The 21,179-nt window shown below is 73.2% G+C and carries 13 protein-coding genes, 14 pseudogenes and 1 riboswitch; of the genes and pseudogenes, 24 read left to right on the plus strand and 3 right to left on the minus strand.

The annotated features are described in order from the left end of the window. Positions 1 to 13 precede the first annotated feature (13 nt). The 14 genes and pseudogenes from ACZ411_RS04585 (at position 14) to ACZ411_RS04650 (ending at position 13,473) form a co-directional block, all read left to right on the plus strand. Positions 14 to 1,033 (plus strand): LacI family DNA-binding transcriptional regulator, encoded by a 1,020-nt coding sequence (locus ACZ411_RS04585; RefSeq protein ID WP_094116247.1) that lies wholly within the window; start codon positions 14 to 16, stop codon positions 1,031 to 1,033. Between the two features lie 128 nt (positions 1,034 to 1,161). Then, the gene (locus ACZ411_RS04590) at positions 1,162 to 2,514 is read left to right on the plus strand and encodes an extracellular solute-binding protein (RefSeq protein ID WP_094116248.1); all 1,353 of its coding nucleotides are present in this window, start codon (positions 1,162 to 1,164) and stop codon (positions 2,512 to 2,514) included. Next, positions 2,511 to 3,536, plus strand: coding sequence for a carbohydrate ABC transporter permease (locus ACZ411_RS04595; protein WP_464168869.1), 1,026 nt, complete (start codon positions 2,511 to 2,513; stop codon positions 3,534 to 3,536). Before ACZ411_RS04590 ends, ACZ411_RS04595 begins: the two co-directional genes overlap by 4 nt. Continuing rightward, positions 3,533 to 4,504: a carbohydrate ABC transporter permease gene (locus ACZ411_RS04600; RefSeq protein WP_464168871.1), complete on the plus strand. Its 972-nt coding sequence runs from the start codon at positions 3,533 to 3,535 to the stop codon at positions 4,502 to 4,504. The genes ACZ411_RS04595 and ACZ411_RS04600 overlap by 4 nt, the downstream gene beginning before the upstream one ends. A gap of 323 nt (positions 4,505 to 4,827) precedes the next feature. Beyond that, positions 4,828 to 5,052, plus strand: a pseudogene (locus ACZ411_RS04605) (sugar-binding domain-containing protein); the annotation flags it as partial. A 61-nt stretch (positions 5,053 to 5,113) separates the two neighbouring features. After that, complete coding sequence (locus ACZ411_RS04610; protein ID WP_464168888.1) at positions 5,114 to 5,260, plus strand: sugar-binding domain-containing protein; 147 nt, start codon at positions 5,114 to 5,116, stop codon at positions 5,258 to 5,260. Between the two features lie 168 nt (positions 5,261 to 5,428). Next, positions 5,429 to 5,992, plus strand: a pseudogene (locus tag ACZ411_RS04615) (glycoside hydrolase family 2 TIM barrel-domain containing protein); the annotation flags it as partial. A 169-nt stretch (positions 5,993 to 6,161) separates the two neighbouring features. Beyond that, positions 6,162 to 6,416, plus strand: a pseudogene (locus tag ACZ411_RS04620) (glycoside hydrolase family 2 TIM barrel-domain containing protein); the annotation flags it as partial. 152 nt (positions 6,417 to 6,568) lie between these two features. After that, positions 6,569 to 7,739: pseudogene (locus tag ACZ411_RS04625) on the plus strand (beta-galactosidase small subunit family protein); the annotation flags it as partial. Positions 7,740 to 7,850: 111 nt separating this feature from the next. Next, positions 7,851 to 9,138 (plus strand): annotated as a pseudogene (locus tag ACZ411_RS04630) (D-arabinono-1,4-lactone oxidase). Positions 9,139 to 9,252: 114 nt separating this feature from the next. Then, entirely contained in the window at positions 9,253 to 9,522 is a 270-nt protein-coding gene (locus ACZ411_RS04635) for a mycoredoxin (protein WP_094117013.1), read from the plus strand. A gap of 3 nt (positions 9,523 to 9,525) precedes the next feature. Beyond that, a complete protein-coding gene (locus ACZ411_RS04640) occupies positions 9,526 to 10,995 on the plus strand; it encodes a maltokinase N-terminal cap-like domain-containing protein (protein ID WP_464168874.1) in 1,470 nt (489 codons plus the stop codon). Between the two features lie 113 nt (positions 10,996 to 11,108). Beyond that, positions 11,109 to 11,303, plus strand: coding sequence for an LPXTG cell wall anchor domain-containing protein (locus ACZ411_RS04645; RefSeq protein ID WP_464168876.1), 195 nt, complete (start codon positions 11,109 to 11,111; stop codon positions 11,301 to 11,303). Between the two features lie 9 nt (positions 11,304 to 11,312). Then, positions 11,313 to 13,473: pseudogene (locus tag ACZ411_RS04650) on the plus strand (S9 family peptidase). A 34-nt stretch (positions 13,474 to 13,507) separates the two neighbouring features. Here the strand turns inward: ACZ411_RS04650 and ACZ411_RS04655 are convergent. Continuing rightward, positions 13,508 to 13,795 carry a hypothetical protein gene (locus ACZ411_RS04655; protein WP_464168878.1) on the minus strand — a complete coding sequence of 96 codons (288 nt, stop codon included), beginning with the start codon at positions 13,793 to 13,795 and terminating at the stop codon, positions 13,508 to 13,510. A gap of 76 nt (positions 13,796 to 13,871) precedes the next feature. Beyond that, positions 13,872 to 13,963: riboswitch (TPP riboswitch) on the plus strand. Between ACZ411_RS04655 and thiM the strand changes: the two are divergent. From thiM to ACZ411_RS04695, 8 genes and pseudogenes are all read left to right on the plus strand, one after another. Beyond that, positions 13,954 to 14,783 (plus strand): annotated as a pseudogene (gene thiM, locus ACZ411_RS04660) (hydroxyethylthiazole kinase). It overlaps the preceding riboswitch by 10 nt. Before the next feature lie 77 nt (positions 14,784 to 14,860). Then, positions 14,861 to 15,262, plus strand: a pseudogene (locus tag ACZ411_RS04665) (thiamine phosphate synthase); the annotation flags it as partial. Positions 15,263 to 15,299: 37 nt separating this feature from the next. Then, positions 15,300 to 15,350: pseudogene (locus tag ACZ411_RS04670) on the plus strand (hypothetical protein); the annotation flags it as partial. A 121-nt stretch (positions 15,351 to 15,471) separates the two neighbouring features. After that, the gene (locus ACZ411_RS04675; protein ID WP_464168880.1) at positions 15,472 to 15,930 is read left to right on the plus strand and encodes a bifunctional hydroxymethylpyrimidine kinase/phosphomethylpyrimidine kinase; all 459 of its coding nucleotides are present in this window, start codon (positions 15,472 to 15,474) and stop codon (positions 15,928 to 15,930) included. A gap of 17 nt (positions 15,931 to 15,947) precedes the next feature. After that, positions 15,948 to 16,091 (plus strand): annotated as a pseudogene (locus tag ACZ411_RS04680) (bifunctional hydroxymethylpyrimidine kinase/phosphomethylpyrimidine kinase); the annotation flags it as partial. An 85-nt stretch (positions 16,092 to 16,176) separates the two neighbouring features. After that, a pseudogene (locus ACZ411_RS04685) lies at positions 16,177 to 16,368 on the plus strand (bifunctional hydroxymethylpyrimidine kinase/phosphomethylpyrimidine kinase); the annotation flags it as partial. 121 nt (positions 16,369 to 16,489) lie between these two features. After that, a pseudogene (locus tag ACZ411_RS04690) lies at positions 16,490 to 16,594 on the plus strand (thiaminase II); the annotation flags it as partial. A gap of 235 nt (positions 16,595 to 16,829) precedes the next feature. Continuing rightward, positions 16,830 to 16,940 (plus strand): annotated as a pseudogene (locus tag ACZ411_RS04695) (hypothetical protein); the annotation flags it as partial. 264 nt (positions 16,941 to 17,204) lie between these two features. On the opposite strand, the gene ACZ411_RS04700 reads toward ACZ411_RS04695, so the two are convergent. Next, positions 17,205 to 17,528 carry a hypothetical protein gene (locus ACZ411_RS04700; RefSeq protein WP_464168882.1) on the minus strand — a complete coding sequence of 108 codons (324 nt, stop codon included), beginning with the start codon at positions 17,526 to 17,528 and terminating at the stop codon, positions 17,205 to 17,207. 603 nt (positions 17,529 to 18,131) lie between these two features. On the opposite strand from ACZ411_RS04700, the gene ACZ411_RS04705 reads away from it, so the two are divergent. Both ACZ411_RS04705 and ACZ411_RS04710 read left to right on the plus strand, forming a co-directional pair. Next, positions 18,132 to 18,884, plus strand: coding sequence for an MFS transporter (locus ACZ411_RS04705; protein WP_464168884.1), 753 nt, complete (start codon positions 18,132 to 18,134; stop codon positions 18,882 to 18,884). Positions 18,885 to 18,979: 95 nt separating this feature from the next. After that, positions 18,980 to 19,171, plus strand: a complete 192-nt coding sequence (locus ACZ411_RS04710; protein ID WP_464168886.1) for a hypothetical protein — start codon at positions 18,980 to 18,982, stop codon at positions 19,169 to 19,171. Between the two features lie 572 nt (positions 19,172 to 19,743). Here ACZ411_RS04710 and ACZ411_RS04715 read toward each other — a convergent pair. Beyond that, positions 19,744 to 21,179: pseudogene (locus tag ACZ411_RS04715) on the minus strand (DEAD/DEAH box helicase); the annotation flags it as partial.

Here is a 21,179-nt window from a genome sequence, read left to right on the forward strand (position 1 = left end):
GACTCGTGATCCGATGAGGAAGACGGGCCTGGTGACCATCTACGACGTCGCCCGGGAAGCGGGCGTGTCGGCCATGACCGTCTCCAACGTCATCAACGACCACCCGCACGTGCGCGACGCGACGCGCACGAAGGTGGTCGACGCCATGACCCGGCTCGACTACCGGATCAACGTCTCCGCCCGCAACCTCCGCGCCGGCCGCACCGGCACCATCGGCCTCGTCGTGCCCGAGTTCGACCGGCCCTACTTCGGGCAGCTCGCGGCCCGGATCGTCGAGGCCGCGACGTCGCACGGCTTCCGGGTGGTGCTCGAGCAGACCGGCGCCCGTCGCGACGCCGAGCTGGAGTCCCTCTCCATGTCCCGCAACAGCGTGTACGACGGGCTGATCCTGAGCGCGGTCGGGCTGGGGGCCGGCGACGCGGAGCTCCTGCGCGTCGAGAATCCGCTCGTCATCCTCGGCGAGCGCATCTTCGAGGGCCCGGTCGACCACGTCGCCATGCCGAACGCGGAAGGCGCCCGACTCGCGGTCGCGCACCTCATCGATGCCGGATGCCGTCGCATCGCGATGATCGGGGACCCGGATCCCGGCGACGTGACCGCCGGCGCCCTGCGCATGGACGGCTATCGGCGGGCCCACGCGGACGCGGGACGCGCCGTCGCGCCCGAGCTGCTCGTCGGCCGCTTCGAGTACTCGATGGCGGGCGGCCATGCCGCGATCACGCGCCTGATGGGATCCGGCGCCGAGTTCGACGGCGTCTTCTGCGTCACCGACACGGTCGCCATGGGCGTCCTCCGGGGACTCGCCGACGCGGGGCGCCGGGTGCCGGACGACGTGCGCGTGGTGGGCTTCGACGAGATCCCCGAGAGCGCGTACCTCGTGCCGGGCCTCACGTCCGTGGACCCCGACCACGACTTCATGGCGCGCACGGCCGTGGACCGGCTCGTGCGGCGCATCGAGGGCGACCGGACGCCGGCCCGCGAGTTCCTCGCGGAGCCGCGCCTCGTGATCCGCGGTTCCTCCGCGCGCCGCTGACGCCCGGCCGGCGCCCACCTCCCTCGCAGGAATCCCGACCAGGGGTGAGGAATAAGTTTCGCTCCGCGCTTACAGTGGGAGTGGCGCCAAGCGCCGCTGCCATCAACGACGACGGGAGGGATGCGACGATGCATTCGATCAGCAGGAGACAGGCACTGGGGGTGGGGGCCGCCGCCGCGGGCACGCTGGCGCTCGCGTCGTGCTCGGCACCGGGCGGGAGGCTGGTCAACTCCGATCCGGTCATCCCGGCCGTCGCCGCCGGCGAGAAGGTCACGCTCACGTACTGGGCGTGGTTGAAGGACCTCCAGAAGGTCGCGGACGTCTGGAACGCGCAGAACCCCGACATCCAGGTCGAGGCCGTGTGGATCCCCGGCGGCAACGCCGGCGGCTACCAGAAGATGTACTCCGCCATCACGGCGGGCGGCGGGCCGGACATCGGCCAGGTCGAGCTCCGGCAGCTGCCCGAGTTCCTCCTCGCCAACGGCCTGGTCGACCTCACCCGCTACGGCGTCGACGAGTACCGCGACCGGTACGACGAGGCGCTGTGGAAGCAGGTCAGCTTCCAGGACGGCGTGTTCGGGATCCCCCAGGACTCCGGCCCGATGGCGTTCTACTACCAGCCGGCGCTCCTCGACCAGGTGGGCGGCCAGCCGCCCGCGACCTGGGACGACTGGGCGGCCCTCAGCGCCGAGGTGCGGAAGACGGGCGCGGGGAACTACCTCGACTGCTTCCCCGTCTCCGACGCCTCCGTCTTCACGTCGTACGCGACGCAGGCCGGCGCGAACTGGTTCAAGGTCGACGGCGAGCGCTGGGTCATCGACATGCTCGACGACCGCACGCTCGAGGTCGCCGCGTTCTTCGACAAGGCCATCGACGACGACATCGTCAACACCAGCTTCACCGCCTACTCGCCGCCCTGGTACGCGGCCGCCGCCGACGCGAAGATCTTCGGCTGCACGAGCGCCAGCTGGGGCGACGCCCTCATCCAGTCGGTCTCGGGCGGCGAGGGCAAGTGGCGCGTCGCGCCCATGCAGACGTGGTCCTTCGACGGGTCCTACGGGTCCAGCTACCTCGGCGGATCCACCGCGGCCGTGCTCGCGAACAGCAAGCACCCGGCCGAGGCCCTCAAGTTCATGACGTGGATGACCACCTCCCCCGAGGGCATCGACGCGATGATCGCGAACTCCGGCATCGGCTGGTCGCCCTCGCCCGACTACATCGGCGCACCCCGGCAGGAGCCCAGCGAGTTCTTCAGCGGGCAGTCCTACAACGAGGAGGTCTTCGTGCCCGCAGCCCGCGAGCAGAACCTGGAGTGGACCTGGTCGCCGCTCACGCAGTACACGCTCAACACCCTGCAGGACGAGTTCCGCCGGAAGCTCACGAGCGGCCAGACCCTCGTCGACTCCCTGCCGCTCGCGCAGGAGGCCGTGATCGAGGCCTTCCGCAACAAGGGCCTGCGCGTCGAGGCGGCCTCCGCATGAGCACCGCGACGAGGCCCGCCGGGTCCCAGCGCGGCGAGCACGCCGCCGCCCGCCCCGTCCGCGCACCCCGCGCGGGCGTCGGCAAGGGCCAGCTGAAGCAGTCGCAGACCATCGCGCCGTGGGTGATGCTCACGCCGTTCCTCGCGGTGTTCCTGCTGACCTTCGTCCTCCCGATCATCTACGCCGTGTTCCAGTCGTTCACGACCGTGCGGCGGCAGGGGCTCTTCGGCGAGCAGGGCGTGACGACCGTCTTCGCCGGGTTCGAGAACTACGCGCTCGCGCTCGCGAACGACGCCTTCACGGCGTCCATCGGCCGGGTGCTCCTGTTCGGCATCGTGCAGGTGCCCGTGATGATCATCCTCTGCACGGTCCTCGCGCTCCTCCTGGAGTCGGCGTCGGCGAAGTGGCCCCAGTTCTTCCGGGCCGCGTACTTCATGCCGTACGGCGTGCCCGGCGTCATCGCGACGATCCTCTGGGGCTTCCTCTACATCCCGGGCCTGTCGCCCATTATCGACATCGGCGAGGTGTTCGGGCTGCAGCTCGATTTCCTCAGCGCCGGCACGGTGCTGTGGTCCATCGCGAACATCGTGACCTGGACCTACACGGGCTACAACATGCTCATCATCATCGCCCAGCTGAAGTCGATCCCCGGCGACGTCTACGAGGCCGCGCGCATCGACGGCGCGGGCGCCTGGCGGACGGCGTTCTCCATCCAGCTGCCGCTCATCCGGCCGGCGCTGGTGCTCGCCACCGTGTTCTCGATCATCGGGACGCTGCAGCTGTTCGCGGAGCCGCAGGTGCTCGCCACCTCCGCCCCCGCGATCGACTCGCAGTACACGCCGAACCTCTCGGCGTACACCACGGCGTTCGCGTACAACGACTACGGCGTCGCCGCAGCGCAGGCGGTCATCATCGCCCTCGCCGCGTTCGTGCTGTCGTTCGTCTTCCTCGCGATCACCAACAGGAAGCCCAAGGAGGAGCGGGAAGCCGCCGCAGCGAGGAAGAAGGGGGCGCGCGCATGACCGCCACGCAGGAGGTCGCCACGACCTCGACCGACCAGGCCGCCGAGAAGGCGGAGCAAAAGCGGGCCGCGCAGGCCGCCGAGGCGAAGGTGAGCCGGCCCTCCAAGGCCGGCGGCGCCGCGGGGGCGGGCACGAAGCCCGCCACCCGGATCCTCGTCACGGCGATCCTCGCGCTCGTCGCCCTGTACTTCCTCGTCCCCGTCTACTACATCGTGGTCGCCGCCACGAAGACGACGGCCGACCTGTTCAGCACCAACGGGTTCCTGTTCGCGAACATGAACCTCTGGCAGAACCTCACGATGGTGTTCACGTACAACGACGGCATCTTCGTCCGGTGGTTCCTCAACTCGGTGCTCTACGCCGGGGTGGGCGCGCTCATCGCGACGTACTTCGCCGCCGCCGGCGGGTACGCGCTCGCGAAGTACCGGTTCCGGGGCTCGAACATCGTGTTCGGCACCATCCTCGGCGGCGTGCTCGTGCCGGGCACCGCCACCGCGCTGCCGCTGTTCCTGCTGTTCAGCAGCATGGGCATCGCGAACACGTACTGGTCGGTGCTCATCCCGTCGCTCGTGTCGCCGTTCGGCCTGTTCCTGTGCCGCATCTACGCGCAGGCGTCGGTGGAGGACGCGGTCATCGAGTCGGGCCGGATCGACGGGGCGAGCGAGCTGCGGATCTTCCACACGCTCGCGCTCCGCTCCATGACGCCGGCGCTCGTGACGGTGTTCCTGTTCCAGCTGGTCGGCATCTGGAACAACTACTTCCTGCCGCTGATCATGCTGGCCGACGACAAGCTGTATCCGATCACGCTCGGCCTCAACAACTGGCGGAGCCAGGTCGACCGGCTGCCGGAGTTCTACCAGCTGACGACCGGCGGCGTGCTCGTCTCGATCATCCCGCTCATCGCCGCGATGATCGTCCTGCAGAAGTACTGGCGCGGCGGCCTGACCGACGGCGCCGTCAAGGGCTGACCCGCGGCGCCGTCGAGGGCCGACCTCGACGGACCGCACCCGCGACCGATCGCGCACGGCCGGGCAGGGCGACCTGCCCGGCCGTCAGCGCATTCGGCGCGGCGCCCCGACCCACGATGATGGGAGAGCGGCACGTCGCCGCACCCGCCCACGCGCAAGGAAGCCCATGACGCACGCCCTCCCCTACTTCGAGGACTTCGCCCCCACGACGGGTCCGGCCCGCCGCCCCCGTTCCTGCCTGCACTCGGATGCCCCGCGCATCGTGCTGAACGGCGACTGGCGGTTCCGCCTCTCCCCCAGCCCGCCGCGGCCTCGACGAGACCATGGCCGACCCGGCCTTCGACGACTCCGGCTGGGACGAGATCCCCGTCCCGAGCCACTGGGTGCTCGGCCAGGACGGCCGCTTCGGCCTCCCCGCCTACACCAACGTGCAGTACCCGTTCCCCGTCGAGCCGCCCTTCGTGCCCGACGAGAACCCCACGGGCGACTACCGCGTCGAGATCGACGTGCCCACCACGTGGGAGTCGCTCGAGCGCGTGGTGCTCCGCTTCGAGGGCGTCGAGTCCGCCTTCAAGGTGTGGTGGAACGGCGACGCGGTCGGCGCCGGCGATGGGCTCGCGCCTCTCGCACGAGTTCGACGTGACCGAGTTCCTCCGGCCCGGCGCCAACGTGCTCGCCGTCCGCGTGCACGAGTGGTCGATCGCCAGCTACCTGGAGGACCAGGACCAGTGGTGGATGCCCGGCATCTTCCCGTGACGTGACCCTCCTCGGCCGCCCCGAGGGCGGCATCGACGACGCATCGAGACCCGCGCCGAGTACGACCACGAGACGGGGGCCGGTTGCGGTCCACGTCGAGGTCGACGCGGAGCCCGCCGCCTTCCCCGTGACCCTCGAGGTCGAGGACCTCGGGATCCCTTCAGTGACATGGGACGCCCCGGCCGACGTCGCCCCCGTGCACGTCGACCGGGTCGAGCCGTGGAGCGCCGAGAGCCCCACGCAGGATACCAGGGCTTCCTCCGCACCAACGTCGAGGCCCTCTCGATCCGCCTCGGCTTCCGCACCGTGCGCATCGAGGGCGACCGCTTCCTCGTCAACGGCCGCCGCGTCGTGTTCCACGGCGTCAACCGCCACGAGGCACACCCCGAGCGCGGCCGCGTCTTCGACGAGGACCACGCGCGCGCCGACATGCTGCTGATGAAGCGGCGCAACGTGAACGCGATCCGCACGAGCCACTACCCGCCGCACCCCCGCGTCCTCGACCTCGCCGACGAGCTCGGCTTCTGGGTCATCGACGAGTGCGATCTCGAGACCCACGGCTTCGAGTTCGGCGGCTGGGTCGGCAACCCCAGCGACGACCCGCGCTTCGCCGACCACTACCTCGACCGCATCGAGCGCACCGTCGAGCGCGACAAGAACCATCCCTCGATCGTCATGTGGTCGCTCGGCAACGAGTCCGGCACCGGCCGGAACCTCGCCGCCATGTCCGCCTGGGTCCACCGCCGCGACCCGGGACGCCCCGTGCACTACGAGGGCGACTACACCAGGGCGAGTACACCGACGTCTACTCGCGCATGTACTCGAACCTCCAGGAGACCGAGTCCATCGGCAGCGACGTTCATCCCGGGCGACCTGCTCCGGCTGCACGCCCGGCGAGGGCATGCGCCAGCGCTCGAAGCCCTTCATCCTCTGCGAGTACGTGCACGCCATGGGCAACGGCCCCGGCCAGATCGCCGAGTACGAGGACCTCGTGCTCCGCTACCCGCGCCTGCACGGCGGCTTCGTGTGGGAGTGGCGCGACCACGGGATCCTCACCGAGACCGCCGACGGCGAGGCGTTCTACGCCTACGGCGGCGACTTCGGCGAGGTCGTGCACGACGGCAACTTCGTGATGGACGGCATGGTCCTGCCCGACGACACCCCGGCACGCCCGGCCTCGCCGAGTACAAGGCCGTCGTGCCGCCCGTCGCCTTCCGCCTCGAGCGCGACGGCGGATCCGCGTCCCTCGTCGTCGAGAACCGCTTCCACACGGTCTCCACCGCGCACACGAGCCTCGTCTGGGTGCTCGCGGTCGACGGCGACGACGTCGCCACGGGCGTGCTCGACCCGGCGCCCGTGCCCGCGGGCGGCACCGCCCTGGTGCCGCTGCCCGCCGAGGCCCTCGACGCCGGCGACTCCGCCGTCGCGGGCGCCGAGGTCTGGCTGACGGTGCAGGCGATCCTCCGCGACGACGAGCCGTGGGCCGACGCTGGCCACGTGGTCGCCGTCGCGCAGTTCGACCTGACCCCCGCGCCGCGACCGGCCGTGCCCGCCCGCTGGGTGGACGCCGACGAGGACGCGTACCGCGCCTCGGGCGCCACCCGCCTGACCCTCGGCGACGGCGAGTTCGACCTCGCGACCGGCCGCCTCGTGCGCCTCGGCTCCCTCGAGGTCGACGGTCCGCGCCTCGAGCTGTGGCGCGCGCCGACGGACAACGACCGCAGCGACAGCAGCGGCTCGTACGAGCTCGCCGACCCCCGCCTCACCTTCGGCAAGGGCGTGCCCGGGCCGTCGAGCGAGGCGCGCTGGCGCGGGGCGGGCCTCGACCGGCTGACCCACCGGGTCCGGGAGGTGAAGGTCGGGTCCGGCTCGCTCACCGTCGTGGTGCGCACGAGCGCGGCGCAGTCCTTCGACTCCGTCGACACGACGTACTGCTGGACCGAGGGCGCCGACGGCGACCTGGGCCTCCGCGTCGACATCGTGCCGAGCGCCGGGTGGGCCGTCACGTGGCCCCGCGTCGGGATCCGCTTCGACCTCCCGCGAGCGTCACCAACGCGGAGTGGTTCGGCACCGGGCCATTCGAGTCGTACCCCGACTCGCGCCGCGCAGCGCTCGTCGGCCGGTTCTCGTCGCTCGTCGACGATCTGGGCGCCGTGTACTCGCGTCCCAGGAGACCGGCCACCGCAGCGACCTGCGGGAGCTGGAGCTCGGCACGTTCGACGGCGAGGGCGGCATCGTGATCCACGCGGCGCCCGACACCGCGGGCCGCCGCCCGGGCTTCACGGCGTCGCGGCACACGCCGCAGGAGCTCGACCGCGCCGCCCACCCGCACGAGCTGCCCGCGAGCGAGGCGGTGCACCTCTACATCGACGCGGCGCAGCACGGGATCGGATCCCGCGCGTGCGGCCTCGACGTGCTTCCCGAGCACCAGCTCTGGCCGTCGGCGCGCACGCTCGAGCTCACCATCCGCAGCCGCTGACGCGGGAGCACGTGACGGGCCGCCGCATCCGGCGGCCCGTCGCTCGCCCTCCGGCCGGAGGGCGGGCAAGCTGGAGACGACGGCGTCCGAGGGCGGGCGCGAGGAGGACGCATGACCGACACCATCGAGCAGGGCACCGCGGGCACCAACTGGGCCGGCAACTACGCGTACCGGGCGAGCGCCGTGCGCACGCCCACGAGCATCGAGGAGCTCCGGACCATCGTCCGCGAGTCGCCGCGCCTCCGGGTCCTCGGCTCCCGCCACTCGTTCAACGACATCGCCGACTCCGACGTGCTGGTCTCGCTGACGGAGCTGCCCGCCGACCTCGTGGTCGACCGGGACGCGAGCACGGCCACGTTCTCCGCGGGCCTCGCCTACGGGAAGCTCGCGGAGCTCCTCGGCGCCGAGGGCCTCGCCATCCACAACCTCGCCTCGCTCCCCCACATCTCGGTCGCCGGCGCCATCGCGACCGCCACGCACGGGTCCGGCATCGGCAACGGCAACCTCGGCACGGCGGTCGCGGCCCTCGAGCTCATCACCGCCGACGGCGAGACGGTCACCTACCGCCGCGGCGACGACGACTTCGACGGTGTCGTGGTGGGCCTCGGCGCGCTGGGCGTCGTCACGCGCATCACGCTCGACGTCGAGCCCGCCTACCTCGTGCGCCAGCGCGTGTTCGAGGGCCTCTCCTGGGACGCCTTCGACGGGAACCTCGAGGACGTCTTCGGCGGCGCCTACAGCGTCAGCGTCTTCACGCGCTTCGGCGAGGCCACCGACCAGGTGTGGCTGAAGAGCCGCGTGCAGCTCGACGTCGACGGCCAGCCCGAGGACGAGGTCGTGGTGCCCGACTACTTCGGGGCGCCCGCCGCGACCGAGGAGCGCCAGCCCGATCCTCGGCATCGACCCCGTCAACAGCACCTCGCAGCTCGGGGTCGTGGGCCTCTGGTCCGACCGGCTGTCGCACTTCAAGATGGGCTTCACCCCGAGCGACGGCGAGGAGATCCAGTCGGAGTTCCACGTGCCGCTCGACCGCGCGGTCGAGGCCGTCCAGGCGCTCCGCGCGATGGGCGACCGGATCCGCCCGATCCTCCTCGTCTGCGAGCTGCGCGCCGTGGCCGAGGACCGCCTCTGGCTGAGCCCCCAGTACGGGCAGACCACCATCGGCCTGCACTTCACCTGGAAGCGCGAGCAGGAGGCGGTGGAGGCGCTGCTCGTCGAGCTGGAGGCGGCCATCCGCCCCTTCGGCGCCCGGCCGCACTGGGGCAAGGTGTTCACCGCCGAGGCGGCGGACATCGCCCCGCTGTACCCGCGGTCCGGCGACTTCCTCGCCCTCGCCGAGCGGCTCGACCCCGAGGGCAAGTTCCGCAACGCCTGGTTCGACCGCTCGCTGCGCGGCTGAGGCGCATCCCGTCCTGACCGGCACCTGGCCCGTGATCCCCCACCACCGACGACACTGTCCTCCAGGTGCGGGAATCGCGGGCCGGCGTCGTGTACGGCGCGTAGGGTGAGCACCATGTCGCCCGAGACCTCCTCCTACGTGCCCGCCCCCGGGCGGATCACGATGTTCTCCACCACCTGGTGCGGCTACTGCCGCCGGCTGAAGGCGCAGCTCGACCGCGCGGGCATCGGCTACGACGAGGTGGACATCGAGCAGGTCCCCGGCACCGCCGAGCTGGTCGAGGCCATCAACGGCGGCAACCAGACGGTGCCCACCGTCCTCTTCCCCGACGGCTCGTCCGCCACCAACCCGTCGCTCGCCGACGTGACCGCGAAGGTGGCCTGAGCCATGCAGCACCACGACCTCAGCGAGATCCCCGACTTCCTCGCGGCCTGGATGCGCGAGCAGCGCTGGTTCGCCTCCAAGGGCACCGAGCCCCGCCTCGAGCGCATCGGCGGGTGGAGCTTCAGCGACGAGGGCTGGTTCGCCCGCATCGAGACGCACCTGATCATCGACCACGGCAGCGCGAAGCCCGTGCTGTACCAGGTGCCGCTCACGTACCGGCAGGCGCCGCTGGAGGAGCTCAAGCCCTTCCACATCGGCACCATCGTGGAGGACGACGGCGTCGAGCTGCACGTCTACGACGGGCCGCACGACCCCGCGTACGCCTGGGCGCTCATCCGCACCATCCTCGACGAGCGCGACGCGGACGTCGACGAGACCTCGCTCGGCGCGACCGCGCGCGGCCAGCGCCAGCCGGGCGTCGAGATCGCGACCGTGGTCGGCTCCCACGTGCTCTCCGGCGAGCAGTCCAACACGTCGATCATCTACGACATGGTCTCGGCCGACGGCCAGGCCATCAACCCGATGATCGTGAAGGTGTTCCGCGCCCTGCACCACGGCGAGAACCCCGATGTGGTCCTGCAGTCCGCCATCGCGGGCGCCGGATCCCGGCTCGTGCCGCAGACCATGGGCAGCGTGCTCGCCGAGTGGAGCGACTCCGGCCGCGAGGTCGGCCACGCCATCGGCCACGTCGCCTTCGCGCAGGAGTTCCTGCCCGGCGTCACGGACGCCTGGCGCGTCGCGCTCCGCGCCGCCGAGGCCGACGCGGACTTCCAGGCCGAGGCCCGCGCGCTCGGCGAGGCCACGGCCGACGTGCACGCCACGCTCGCCGCCGCCCTCCCCACCGTCGAGGCCACGGCCGACGTCATCGAGGGGATCATGGTCAGCTTCCGCCGCCGCCACGCGACGGCGGAGCGCGAGGTGCCCGAGATCGCGGCCTTCCACGACGCCATCTCGAGCGTGTACGACGCCGCCGAGAAGGGCGAGTGGCCGAAGCTGCAGCGCATCCACGGCGACTACCACCTGGGCCAGGTGCTCTCGGTGCCCAACCGCGGCTGGGTCCTCCTCGACTTCGAGGGCGAGCCGCTGCGGCCCATGCACGAGCGCTCCCTGCCCGACGTCACGCTCCGCGACGTCGCCGGCATGCTCCGCTCGTTCGACTACGTCGCCGGCTCCTACGCCCTCGCGCACCCCGGCAAGTCCGCCGCCGCCTGGGCGTCCGCCTCCCGGCGCGCGTTCGTCGACGGCTACATCGCCCGCTCCGGCACCGACCTCCGCGCGAACCGCGCCCTGCTCGACGCGTTCGAGATCGACAAGGCCGTGTACGAGGCGATCTACGAGGTCCGCAACCGTCCGGGCTGGCTCTCGATCCCGCTGCAGGCCGTGGCGCGTCTCGCGACCCGCTCGAGCACGCTCGGCGCGGCGACCACGCCGGGCGCGCCCGGCCCGCGCGAGGCGGGGCCGCTGGTCCCCTGACCTCGGCGGGCACCCGGAGCCGGGGACGGCTCCGTCCTCGCCGCGCTCGGGCCCGGTGGCGATCGGCGCACGCTCGCGTCCGTGCCCGGCCGTGGCCGACGCAGGGGACGCGGATGCTCGGACAGGCGCTGCTCGTCCTCGTCGGCATCGCGCTGATCCTCCTCTCCTGGCCCTTCGGTGCACCCGCCGACGGGTCGGGCTGGTGGGGCGTCGTCGGAGGCGGGCTCATCGTCGTCGGCGCCGCCCTGGCTGCCGTCCGGGCCCGTCGGCCGGGCCACGTCCGGCGAGGGTCCCGGCCGCGTCGGTAGGCTCGACGGATGACCGACCCCGCCGTCCCGGCCGTCTCCGAGTCCGCATCCGCCACCCCGCCCGTCGCCGAGCAGCGCCCCGTCGAGCGCACGTTCCACGGCGACACCTTCGTCGACCGGTACGAGTGGCTGCGCGACAAGGACGACGCCGACGTCATCGCGCACCTCGAGGCCGAGAACGCGTACACGGAAGGCCAGACCGCGCACCTGGAGCCGCTGCGCGAGGCGCTGTTCACGGAGATCAAGGACCGCACGCAGGAGACCGACCTCTCGGTCCCCGGTGCGCGAGGGCGACTGGTGGTACTACGCGCGCACCGTCGAGGGGTCGCAGTACGCGATCCGCTGCCGCCGGCCCGTCCAGGGTCCTGACGACTGGACGCCGCCCGTCATCGAGGCCGCCGCGGACGGCGTCGCGGTCGAGGGCGAGCAGGTCCTCCTCGACTCGAACGCCGAGGCGGAGGGACACGAGTTCTTCTCGCTCGGCGCGTTCGAGGTCAGCCCCGACGGCTCGCTCCTCGCCTACTCGACCGACACCGAGGGCGACGAGCGCTTCACGCTCCGGATCCGCGACCTCGCCACGGGCCAGGACCTCGCCGACGAGATCCCCGGCACCAGCCACGGCGCCGCGTTTCTCCGCCCACGGCGACCACCTGTTCTACGTCACGGTCGACGACGCCTGGCGCCCCGACACCGTGTGGCGCCACCGCGTCGGCACGCCCGCCGCGCAGGACGTGAAGGTCTTCACCGAGCCCGACGAGAGCTACTTCGCGGGCTTCGGCGTCAGACCCGCAGCCGCCAGTACCTCATGGTCTACGTCGGCTCGAAGATCACGACCGAGGTGCTGCTGCTCGACGCCGGCGACCCCACGGGCACCTTCCGCCCGGTATGGCCGCGCCGCCACGGCGTCGAGTACGACGTCGACCACGCGGTCATCGACGGCAGCGACCGGCTCCTCATCCTGCACAACGACGGCGCCACCAACTTCGAGCTGATCGACGTGCCCGCCGACGACCCGACCTCCACCACGGACCGCCAGGTCGTCATCCCGCACGACGACGACGTGCGCCTCGAGGACGCCAGCGCGTTCGCCGACCACGTCGTCGTGTCGTACCGGCGCGAGGGCCTCACGCGCGTCGGCGTGATCCCGTTCGACCGGGTCCTCGACGGCGAGCAGCTGCACGAGATCGCCTTCGACGAGCCGATCTACACGGTCGGCACCGCGGGCAACCCCGAGTTCGCGCAGCCCACCGTGCGCCTCGGGTACACGAGCCTCGCGACGCCCGCCACGACCTACGACTACGTGCTCGCCACCCGCGAGCTGCGGCTGCTCAAGCAGCAGCCGGTGCGCGGCGGCTACGACCCCGACGACTACGTGCAGACCCGCGAGTGGGCGACCGCGGAGGACGGCACGGAGATCCCGCTGTCGGTCGTCTACAAGCGCGGCCTCGTGCACCCGGGCACGCCCGCGCCGCTCCTGCTGTACGGCTACGGCTCGTACGAGGCGAGCATCGACCCGTCGTTCTCCATCGCGCGGCTGTCGCTGCTCGACCGGGGCATGGCGTTCGTGATCGCGCACGTGCGCGGCGGCGGCGAGATGGGCCGCCGCTGGTACGACGAGGGCAAGACGCTCACGAAGCGCACCACCTTCACCGACTTCGTCGCGGCGGCCGACCACCTCATCGCGCGCGGGTGGACGAGCCCCGACCGCCTGGTGGCCGAGGGCCGGAGCGCCGGCGGCCTGCTCATGGGCGCGGTCGCGAACATCGCGCCCGACCGGTTCGCCGGGATCCTCGCGGGCGTGCCGTTCGTCGACGCCTTGACGAGCATCCTCGACCCGTCGCTGCCCCTCACCGTGATCGAGTGGGACGAGTGGGGCGACCCGCTGCACGACCCCGAGGTGTACGCGTACATGAAGTCGTACACGCCGTACGAGAACGTGCGCGAGGGCGTCGAGTACCCGCGGATCCTCGCGGTCACGAGCCTCAACGACACGCGCGTCCTCTACGTCGAGCCCGCGAAGTGGACCGCCCGCCTCCGCGAGGTCGGCGCGCCGGTGCTGCTGCGCACCGAGATGCAGGCCGGCCACGGCGGCAAGTCGGGCCGCTACGACGCGTGGCGCGAGCGCGCCTCGGACTACGCGTGGGTGCTCGACGTGGCGGGGCTCGGGTAGAGCAGACCGTTGACCGTCGTCGCGCCGCGCGGCCTCAGAGGGCGAGCAGCTCGGCGGCGGTCGGATCGATCCGTGGTTCCCGGTACAGAGCGATCATCGGCACCCATCCGCTGAGGTAGCAGTGGAAGTTGAGCCGGCCGAACGCGATGACGTCGTCGGAGGCCAGCGTCTCGCCGGCGATGAGCCGCCCGACGGCCTCCGCCGCGTCGGCACCCTGGACCATCAGATGTGCGGCTCCCGCCGCGAACCGCGCCGGGATGTCGTCCCACTCCCGGAGCGGCTGGCCGCGGCGGAGTGCAGGGATCACGTAGGTCCCGTCCATCGTGCCTCCCGGTCCTCGCGGCTGCGGACGCCATCGACCTGGCCTAGGCACGGCTCCGCGCACACCTCTAGGGTGGATCCCTGACACGGGGTGCCCACGAGGGCTGAGATGAGACCCGTCGCACCTGATCCGGTTCGCACCGGCGGAGGGATGTCATCATGAGCGCTGCGCGCCCGTCCACCCACGACACCACGGGAACGGGGGTCGCCTCGGCGGACCTCCTCCGGCTGCTGCGGAGCGCACGCCGCTCGTGCAGTGCATCACGAACGCCGTCGTCACCGGCTTCACCGCCAACGTCCTGCTCGCGCTCGGTGCCGCGCCCGCGATGACCGACGTGCCCACCGAGGCGGGGCCGTTCGCCCGGATCGCGTCGGGGGTGCTCGTGAACCTCGGCACGCCGCACGCCGAGCAGCGGGAGGCCGCGGTCGAGGCCGCGCACGCCGCCCGCGAGGCGGGCACGCCCTGGGTGCTGGATCCCGTCGCGGTCGGCGCCCTGCCGGTGCGCACCCGGCTCGCGCACGAGCTCGTGGCCCTGTCGCCGACGATCCGTGCGCGGGAACGCGTCCGAGATCCTCGCGCTCGCGACGGGCGGAGCGGGCGGCCGGGGCGTGGACGCGACCGACGAGGTGGAGGACCGCCCTCGACGCGGCCCTGCTCCTCGCCCGCACCTACGGCACGGTCGTCGCCGTGTCGGGGCCCGTCGACCACATCACCGACGGGCACCGCGTCGTGCGCGTGCACACTGGCGACGCGCTCCTCACGAAGGTGACCGGCGGGGGCCGCGCCCTCGGCGCCGTGATGGCCGCGTTCGCGTCGCTGGACCCGGATCCGCTGCGGGCGGCCGTCGCCGCGACGAGCGTCTACACGATCGCCGCGGAGGTCGCCGCCGAGGGCGCCCGCGGTCCAGGCTCCTTCGCGGTCGCGCTGCTCGATCGGCCTCGTTGCCGCGACCCCGGCCTGGGTCGCGCAGCGCGAGCGCCTGTCGTGAGCGGCATCGACCTGTCCGTCTACCTCGTCACCGATCCGGCGCTCTGCGGCGCGCGCGGCGTGCCCGCGGTCGTCGCGGCCGCGGTCGCGGGCGGGGCGACGGCCGTGCAGATCCGCGACAAGCACGCGAGCGCGGCCGACCTGCTGGCGACCGTGCTCGCGGCGGCCACCGTCATCGACGCGCACGCCGCCGCGCATCCGACCGCGCCGCGGCCCGTGCTCCTCGTCGACGACCGCGTCGACGTGGTCCTCGCGGCGCTCGCCCGGGGCGCGCGGGTGGACGGGGTCCACGTCGGGCAGTCGGACGCGCCGGCCGACCTCGTGCGGCGGATGCTCGACGCCGCGAGCCCCGACCGGCACCTCGTGCTCGGCCTCACGGCGAACGCCCCCGAGCACGTGGAGGCGGTCCGCACCCTGCCGGACGGCACGGTCGACTACCTCGGCGTCGGCGTGATCCGGCCCACCAGCACCAAGCCCTGACCACCCGGCGCCGCTCGGGCACGACGGGTTCGGCATCATCGCGGGCCTCTCCCCCGTGCCGTGCGTCGCGATCGGCGGCGTTGACGTGGACGACGTGGCGGCGGTGGCGGCCGCGGGCGGGGCGGGCACCGCCGTGGTGTCCGCGGTGTGCGCGGCCGAGGATCCCGCGGCGGCCGCCTGCCGCGACCTCGCGGAGGCATGGGCTTCGGGTGCGGGCGGCGGGCTGCGGGCGGGGCGTCCGCGCCCGCCGAACCCGCCCCCATCGGCGACGACTCCGCCCTGCCGACGAGTCCGCCGATGCCGACCACGACCACGCCGCGGCCTCCGGCACGGCCCGCGGCAGCCGCGCCGTCCCGCGCGTCCTCAGCATCGCGGGCACGGATCCGACGGGTGGCGCGGGCGTGCAGGCCGACCTCAAGTCGATCGCGGCGAACGGCGGCTACGGGATGGCCGTCGTCACGGCGCTCGTGGCGCAGAACACGCGGGGCGTGCGGGAGATCCACGTGCCGCCGGTCGCATTCCTGCGGGCGCAGCTCGACGCGGTGTCCGACGACGTGGTGATCGACGCCGTGAAGGTCGGCATGCTCGGATCCGCCGCGCGTGGTGGACGAGGTGGCGGAACTGGCTGCGCGCGGCGCGCCCGCCGGTCGTGGTGCTCGATCGGGTGATGGTCGCCCAGTCGGGCGACGCCCTCCTCGACGCCGACGCCACCGAGGCGCTGCGGCACCTCCTCCCGCTCGCCGACGTCGTGACGCCCAACCTGCCGGAGCTCGCCGCGCTCCTCGGCGAGCCCGAGGCCGACGCCTGGGACGCCGCGCTCGCGCAGGGCCGCGCCCTCGCCGCGCGTCACGGCGTGCGCGTGATCGTCAAGGGCGGGCACCTCCGCGTGGACGACTGCCCGGCACGCGCTCGTCGTGCCCGCCGGGGACGGCGCGGACGGCGCGGACGGCTCCGACGCCGCGGACGCCGCCGTCCACGTCGTCCCCGGCCCGCGCATCGCCACGACGAGCACGCACGGCACCGGCTGCTCCCTCTCGAGCGCGCTCGCGACCCTGCAGCCGCGGCGCGGCGACTGGCTCGCGGCGCTCACGGAGGCGAGGGGCTGGCTCACCGGATCCCTCGCGCACGCCGAGGACCTCGACGTCGGCGAGGGGGCCGGCCCGCTCGACCACCTGCGCGCGTTGTGGGACGCCGCCGGCACGCACCTGCCGCCCGTCTCGGAGGTAGATGTGGGCCGGATCCGCCGACCTCCGCCGCGAGATCGACGACCTGCCCTTCGTCCGCCGCCTCGGCGACGGCAGCCTGCCGGAGGCGTGGTTCTCGCACTACCTCGCGCAGGACGCGATCTACCTCCGCGCCTACTCCCGCGTGCTCGCCCGGGCCAGCCAGCTCGCGCCGACGCCCGACGCGCAGGTCGCGCTGGGCGCGGTCCGCGGCCGACGCGATCGCCGCCGAGTCGACGCTGCACGAGGAGTGGCTGTCCCGGCACCCCGCGCCCGCGGTCGCCGGCCCGGTGACGCGCGCCTACGTCGACCACCTGCTCGCGCACGCGGCCGGCAGCGACTACGCCGTGCTCGTCGCGGCGCTCCTGCCCTGCTTCACGATCTACGCCGACGTGGGCGTGCGGCTCCATGCGGCGGGATCCGCCGCGGCGGCGGCCGGGTCCGCGCACCCGTACGCGGCGTGGCTCGAGACGTACGCCGATCCCGCCTTCACGGCCGCGACCCGGCGCGCAACTGCCGAGCTCGTGGACGAGGCGGCGGTCCTCGCGGGGCCGCTCCGCCGGTCCGCGCCATGCTCGAGGCGTCGCGCCTGTCGGCGGCGTACGAGCGCGACTTCTTCCGCGCCCCGGAGGCGCTCGGCTGATGCGGCGCCGGGCGGGTCGTGCCCGGCACGCGCGTCCGGCGTCGCGAGCATGCGGCGCCGCGCGCGTCCTCCGGGCTCAGCCCAGGGAGGCGAGCCGCTGCAGCAGCAGGTCGAGGGTGGAGTCGAGGCTGCTCGCACCCCAGACCGCGACCACGACGGTCAGGGCGACCATCGTGCCCGCGGGCGCGCGGTGCCGGATGCGGTCGACGAGGAGCAGGACGACCGTGCCGATCGCGACGACGATCCCCGCGACGGAGGCGAAGGCCATGCGCACGTAGGCCGCAGCGTCCGGCGGCGACCAGCTGTTCGCCGCCAGGCCGAGCGCGAGCGGCACGAGTACCAAGCCCACCAGCAGGACCAGCGGCGCGGGCAGGAGGCGGGCGCGCGGCGGGGCCGGCATCCACGGCGACGGGCGTGGGGACGGACATGGTGACGAGCCTAGGGTCGCGGCGCGTCCCGGACCAGGGTCCGCGTGCCGCATGCCGCACGCCGCACGCCGGGGTCATCGCACATCGGGCGCCCGCGGTGCGCGACCGCCGGCGTCACACTCCCGGAGGCGGCCCGCCGCGGCGCTACGCTCGACCCGCCGCCGACGGTGTCCGCCGTCGCCCGCGGCGTCGCCCGCCCTCCACACCGCCGACACGACGACCACCGCGCGCCGTGCGCCTCCCGGCGAGCCCCCACCATGACCACGACCACCGCACGGCCCTCCCTGCGCCCAGCGCCTCGACGCCCTCCCCTGGACCCGCGGCCACTCCCGCATCCTCGGCGGAAGCGGCGTCGGCTGGGCCCTCGACGCGATGGACGTCGGCCTCATCTCGTTCGTCATCGCCCAGCTCGCCGTGGTGTGGAAGGCGGACGCCGGGCAGCTCGGCCTCGTCGCGTCGGCCGGCTTCCTCGGCATGGCGATCGGCGCGAGCGTCGGGGGGCTCGTGGCGGACCGCATCGGCCGCCGCCAGGTGTTCGCCCTCACGCCTCGCTCGTCTACGGCCTCGCGACGGGCGTGTCCGCGCTCGCCATGTCGGTGGGCGCGCTCATCGCGCTGCGGTTCGTCGTGGGCCTCGGCCTCGGCGCCGAGCTCCCGGTCGCATCGACCCTCGTCAGCGAGTTCGCTCCGGCGCGCATCCGCGGGCGGGTCATCGTCATCCTCGAGTCCTCGTGGGCGGTCGGCTGGACGGCGGCCGCGCTGGTCGGCTACCTGGTCATCCCCACGAGCGAGGACGGCTGGCGCTGGGCGCTCGCGCTCGGCGCGGTGCCCGCGGTGTGGGCGATCTTCGTGCGGCTCCGGCTGCCGGAGTCCGTGCGCTTCCTCGAGGCGAAGGGCCGGCACGCGGAGGCGGAGCGCGTGGTCCGCGACCTGGAGGAGTCGGCCGGAGCCGCGGCGCCGGTGGACGACGCGCGGACGCCCCACCCCGCCGCCGAGGTCGCGCCCGCCCCGCCCGCCGCCGACGCCGCTCCCCGCGAGCACCTGTTCGGCGCGCGCCTGCGCCGCCGCACCCTCTCCCTCTGGATCGTGTGGTTCTGCGTCAACTTCGCCTACTACGGCGCCTTCATCTGGCTGCCGACGCTGCTGGTGGCGCAGGGCTTCTCGCTCGTGCGCTCCTTCGGGGTACACGCTGCTCATCACGCTGGCGCAGCTGCCGGGCTACGCGGTCTCGGCCTGGCTCGTGGAGCGCTGGGGCGCCGCATGACGCTCGCGGTCTTCCTCGCGGATCTGCTGTGTCGGCCGGCCTCTTCGGGACCGCGGACGACGTGACCTCGATCCTCGCTTCGGCTCCCTCATGTCGTTCTCGAACCTCGGCGCGTGGGGCGCGCTCTACGCGGTGACGCCCGAGCTGTACCCTGACCCGCGTGCGCGCGACGGGCGGGCAGCGCGGCCGGATTCGGCGGCTCGCGTTGATCATCGCGCCGCTCAGCGTGCCGCCGCTGCTCGCGCTCGGCGGCGTCGCGCTGCCGTTCGGCGTGTTCGCGGGCGTCTTCGCGCTGGCCGCCGTCGCCGCGCTCACGCTGCCGGACCTGCGCGGCGCGACCCTCGAGGACTGAACGGGCGCTTCGCTCGGTACGCTGATGCCCCGACCCCGAGGAGCTGCCGGTGGTGCCCACCTTCGTCGTCGTCGCCGTGATGGCCGTCGTCGTGATCCTCATCGCCTTCGCCGTCATCGGCACCACCCGCTCGAACCCCACGCAGGACGCGCAGGACGCCGTGCAACCTGCTTGGCGAGCGCCGCGCTGCGCGCAAGGCCGAGCGGGAGCGCCGGGAAGGTCGAGCGCGGCTGACCGGGCTGGGGATCGTCCACGCTCCGCTCGCCCTCGACGAGCAGCCTGGGAAGGACGACCTCCGCCACCGCCCGCCGCCGCGCCCTCCGCGACGCCGTCATCCTCACGGCCTTCTTCCTCGTCTCGCAGCTCGTCGTCGTCCCGATGGTGGGTGGGGCGCGGCGACGGGAGCATCTCGGCCCTGCGCTCGTCGTCGGCGTCCTCGTCTTCGCCGCCGCCTACCGATCCGCCGGGCCACGGATGGCCGATGCCGGGACCGCGGCTAGCAGACGGCGAACGCACCAGCGCCCCCGCGACCAGCAGGTCGCGGGGGCGTCGTGCGTGGAACGGGACGCGGGTCAGCCCGCGGCCAGCGCCTCCTCGAGCAGGTGCGACAGGGCATCGAGCTGGACGGACGTGGATCCGGCCTCGTCGAGGTCCTCGCCGTCGAGCGCGCGCGCCGCGAGGCCCGCCTTGCTGTCGATGAGCTCGGCGATCTTCGCGTCGATGGTCTGCGCCGCGATGATGCGCCACGCGGTGACGGGCTCCTCCTGGCCGATGCGGTGCACGCGGTCGATGGCCTGCGTGCTGCTCCGGCGGAGGTCCAGCTGAGCTCGGCGAGCACCACGTTCGACGCGGCCTGCAGGTTGAGGCCGACGCCCGCCGCGGTGAGCGAGCAGACCACGACCTGCACCTCGGGGTCGTTCTGGAAGGAGTCGATGGCGTCCTGGCGCGCCGCGGGAGTCTGGTCGCCGCGGATCGAAACGCTGCGGATGTCGCGCTTGGCGAACGTGGCCTCGGCCTGGTCCATCACGTCGACGTGCTTGGCGAAGAACACGACCTTGCCGACCGAGCGCGCGAGCTGCGCGGCGTAGTCGGCGGCGAGCACCGCCTTGGCCTGGCCGATGCGGCGGACCATGGTGAAGACGTTCTCCCCGGTCTTCTGCGCCTTGGCCCTGGTCGAGCTCCGACTGCGCGACGAGCCGCACGAGGTGCGCCCGCTCCGCCGCCGGTCCGTCGAGGACGTCCGGCACGGTGGTGCCGCGCGCGCCGACGAGCGCCGTGAAGCGCCGCACCAGGCGGGCGGCGAGCTCGCGCTCGGCCTGGCGGATGGAGCGGCCGAGGTCGTCGTCGAGCTCGACGGGGAGGTCGGCGATCCGCTTGGACGGCAGGTCGGTGGCCACGTCGATCTTCCGGCGGCGGACGATGCCGAGGTCGATGACCGCGCGTCGTGCCTCCGCGAAGAAGCCGGGATCGGCGGGCGTGAGGCCCGCCTCCTCGAGCTCGCCCATGAGGACGGACGTCGGCTTGTCGCCGTCGATCCAGCCGAGGAACTGCCAGATGGCCCGGAAGTCGTCGATGTCGTTGATGAGCGGGGTGCCCGTGAGCGCCATCAGCAGCGGCGCGGACTGGCGCTGGCGGATGCTCTCGGCGAGCGCCAGCACGAACTTCGAGCGCTGCGACTGCAGGTTCTTGATGAAGTGCGCCTCGTCGACGACCATGCCGCGGAAGCCGAGCGTCCGGAGCCAGCCGATGTGCCGGTCGAGGACCTCGTAGTTGACGATGACGACGTCGGCGAAGGCGTCGAGGCCCGCGCCGTCGCCGTGGATGACGGTCGCGCGGCGGTGCGGCGTCCAGCGCTCCACCTCCCGCTTCCAGTTCATCTTGACGACGTTGGGGACGACGACGAGCAGCGGGTACGCGTCGGCGACGGAGGCGGCGAGCAGCGCCTGCGCGGTCTTGCCGAGGCCGGGCTCGTCGGCGAGCAGGAACTCGCGGTGACCGAGGCGCACGC

The sequence above is a fragment of the Clavibacter sp. AC415 genome (assembly GCF_979252985.1).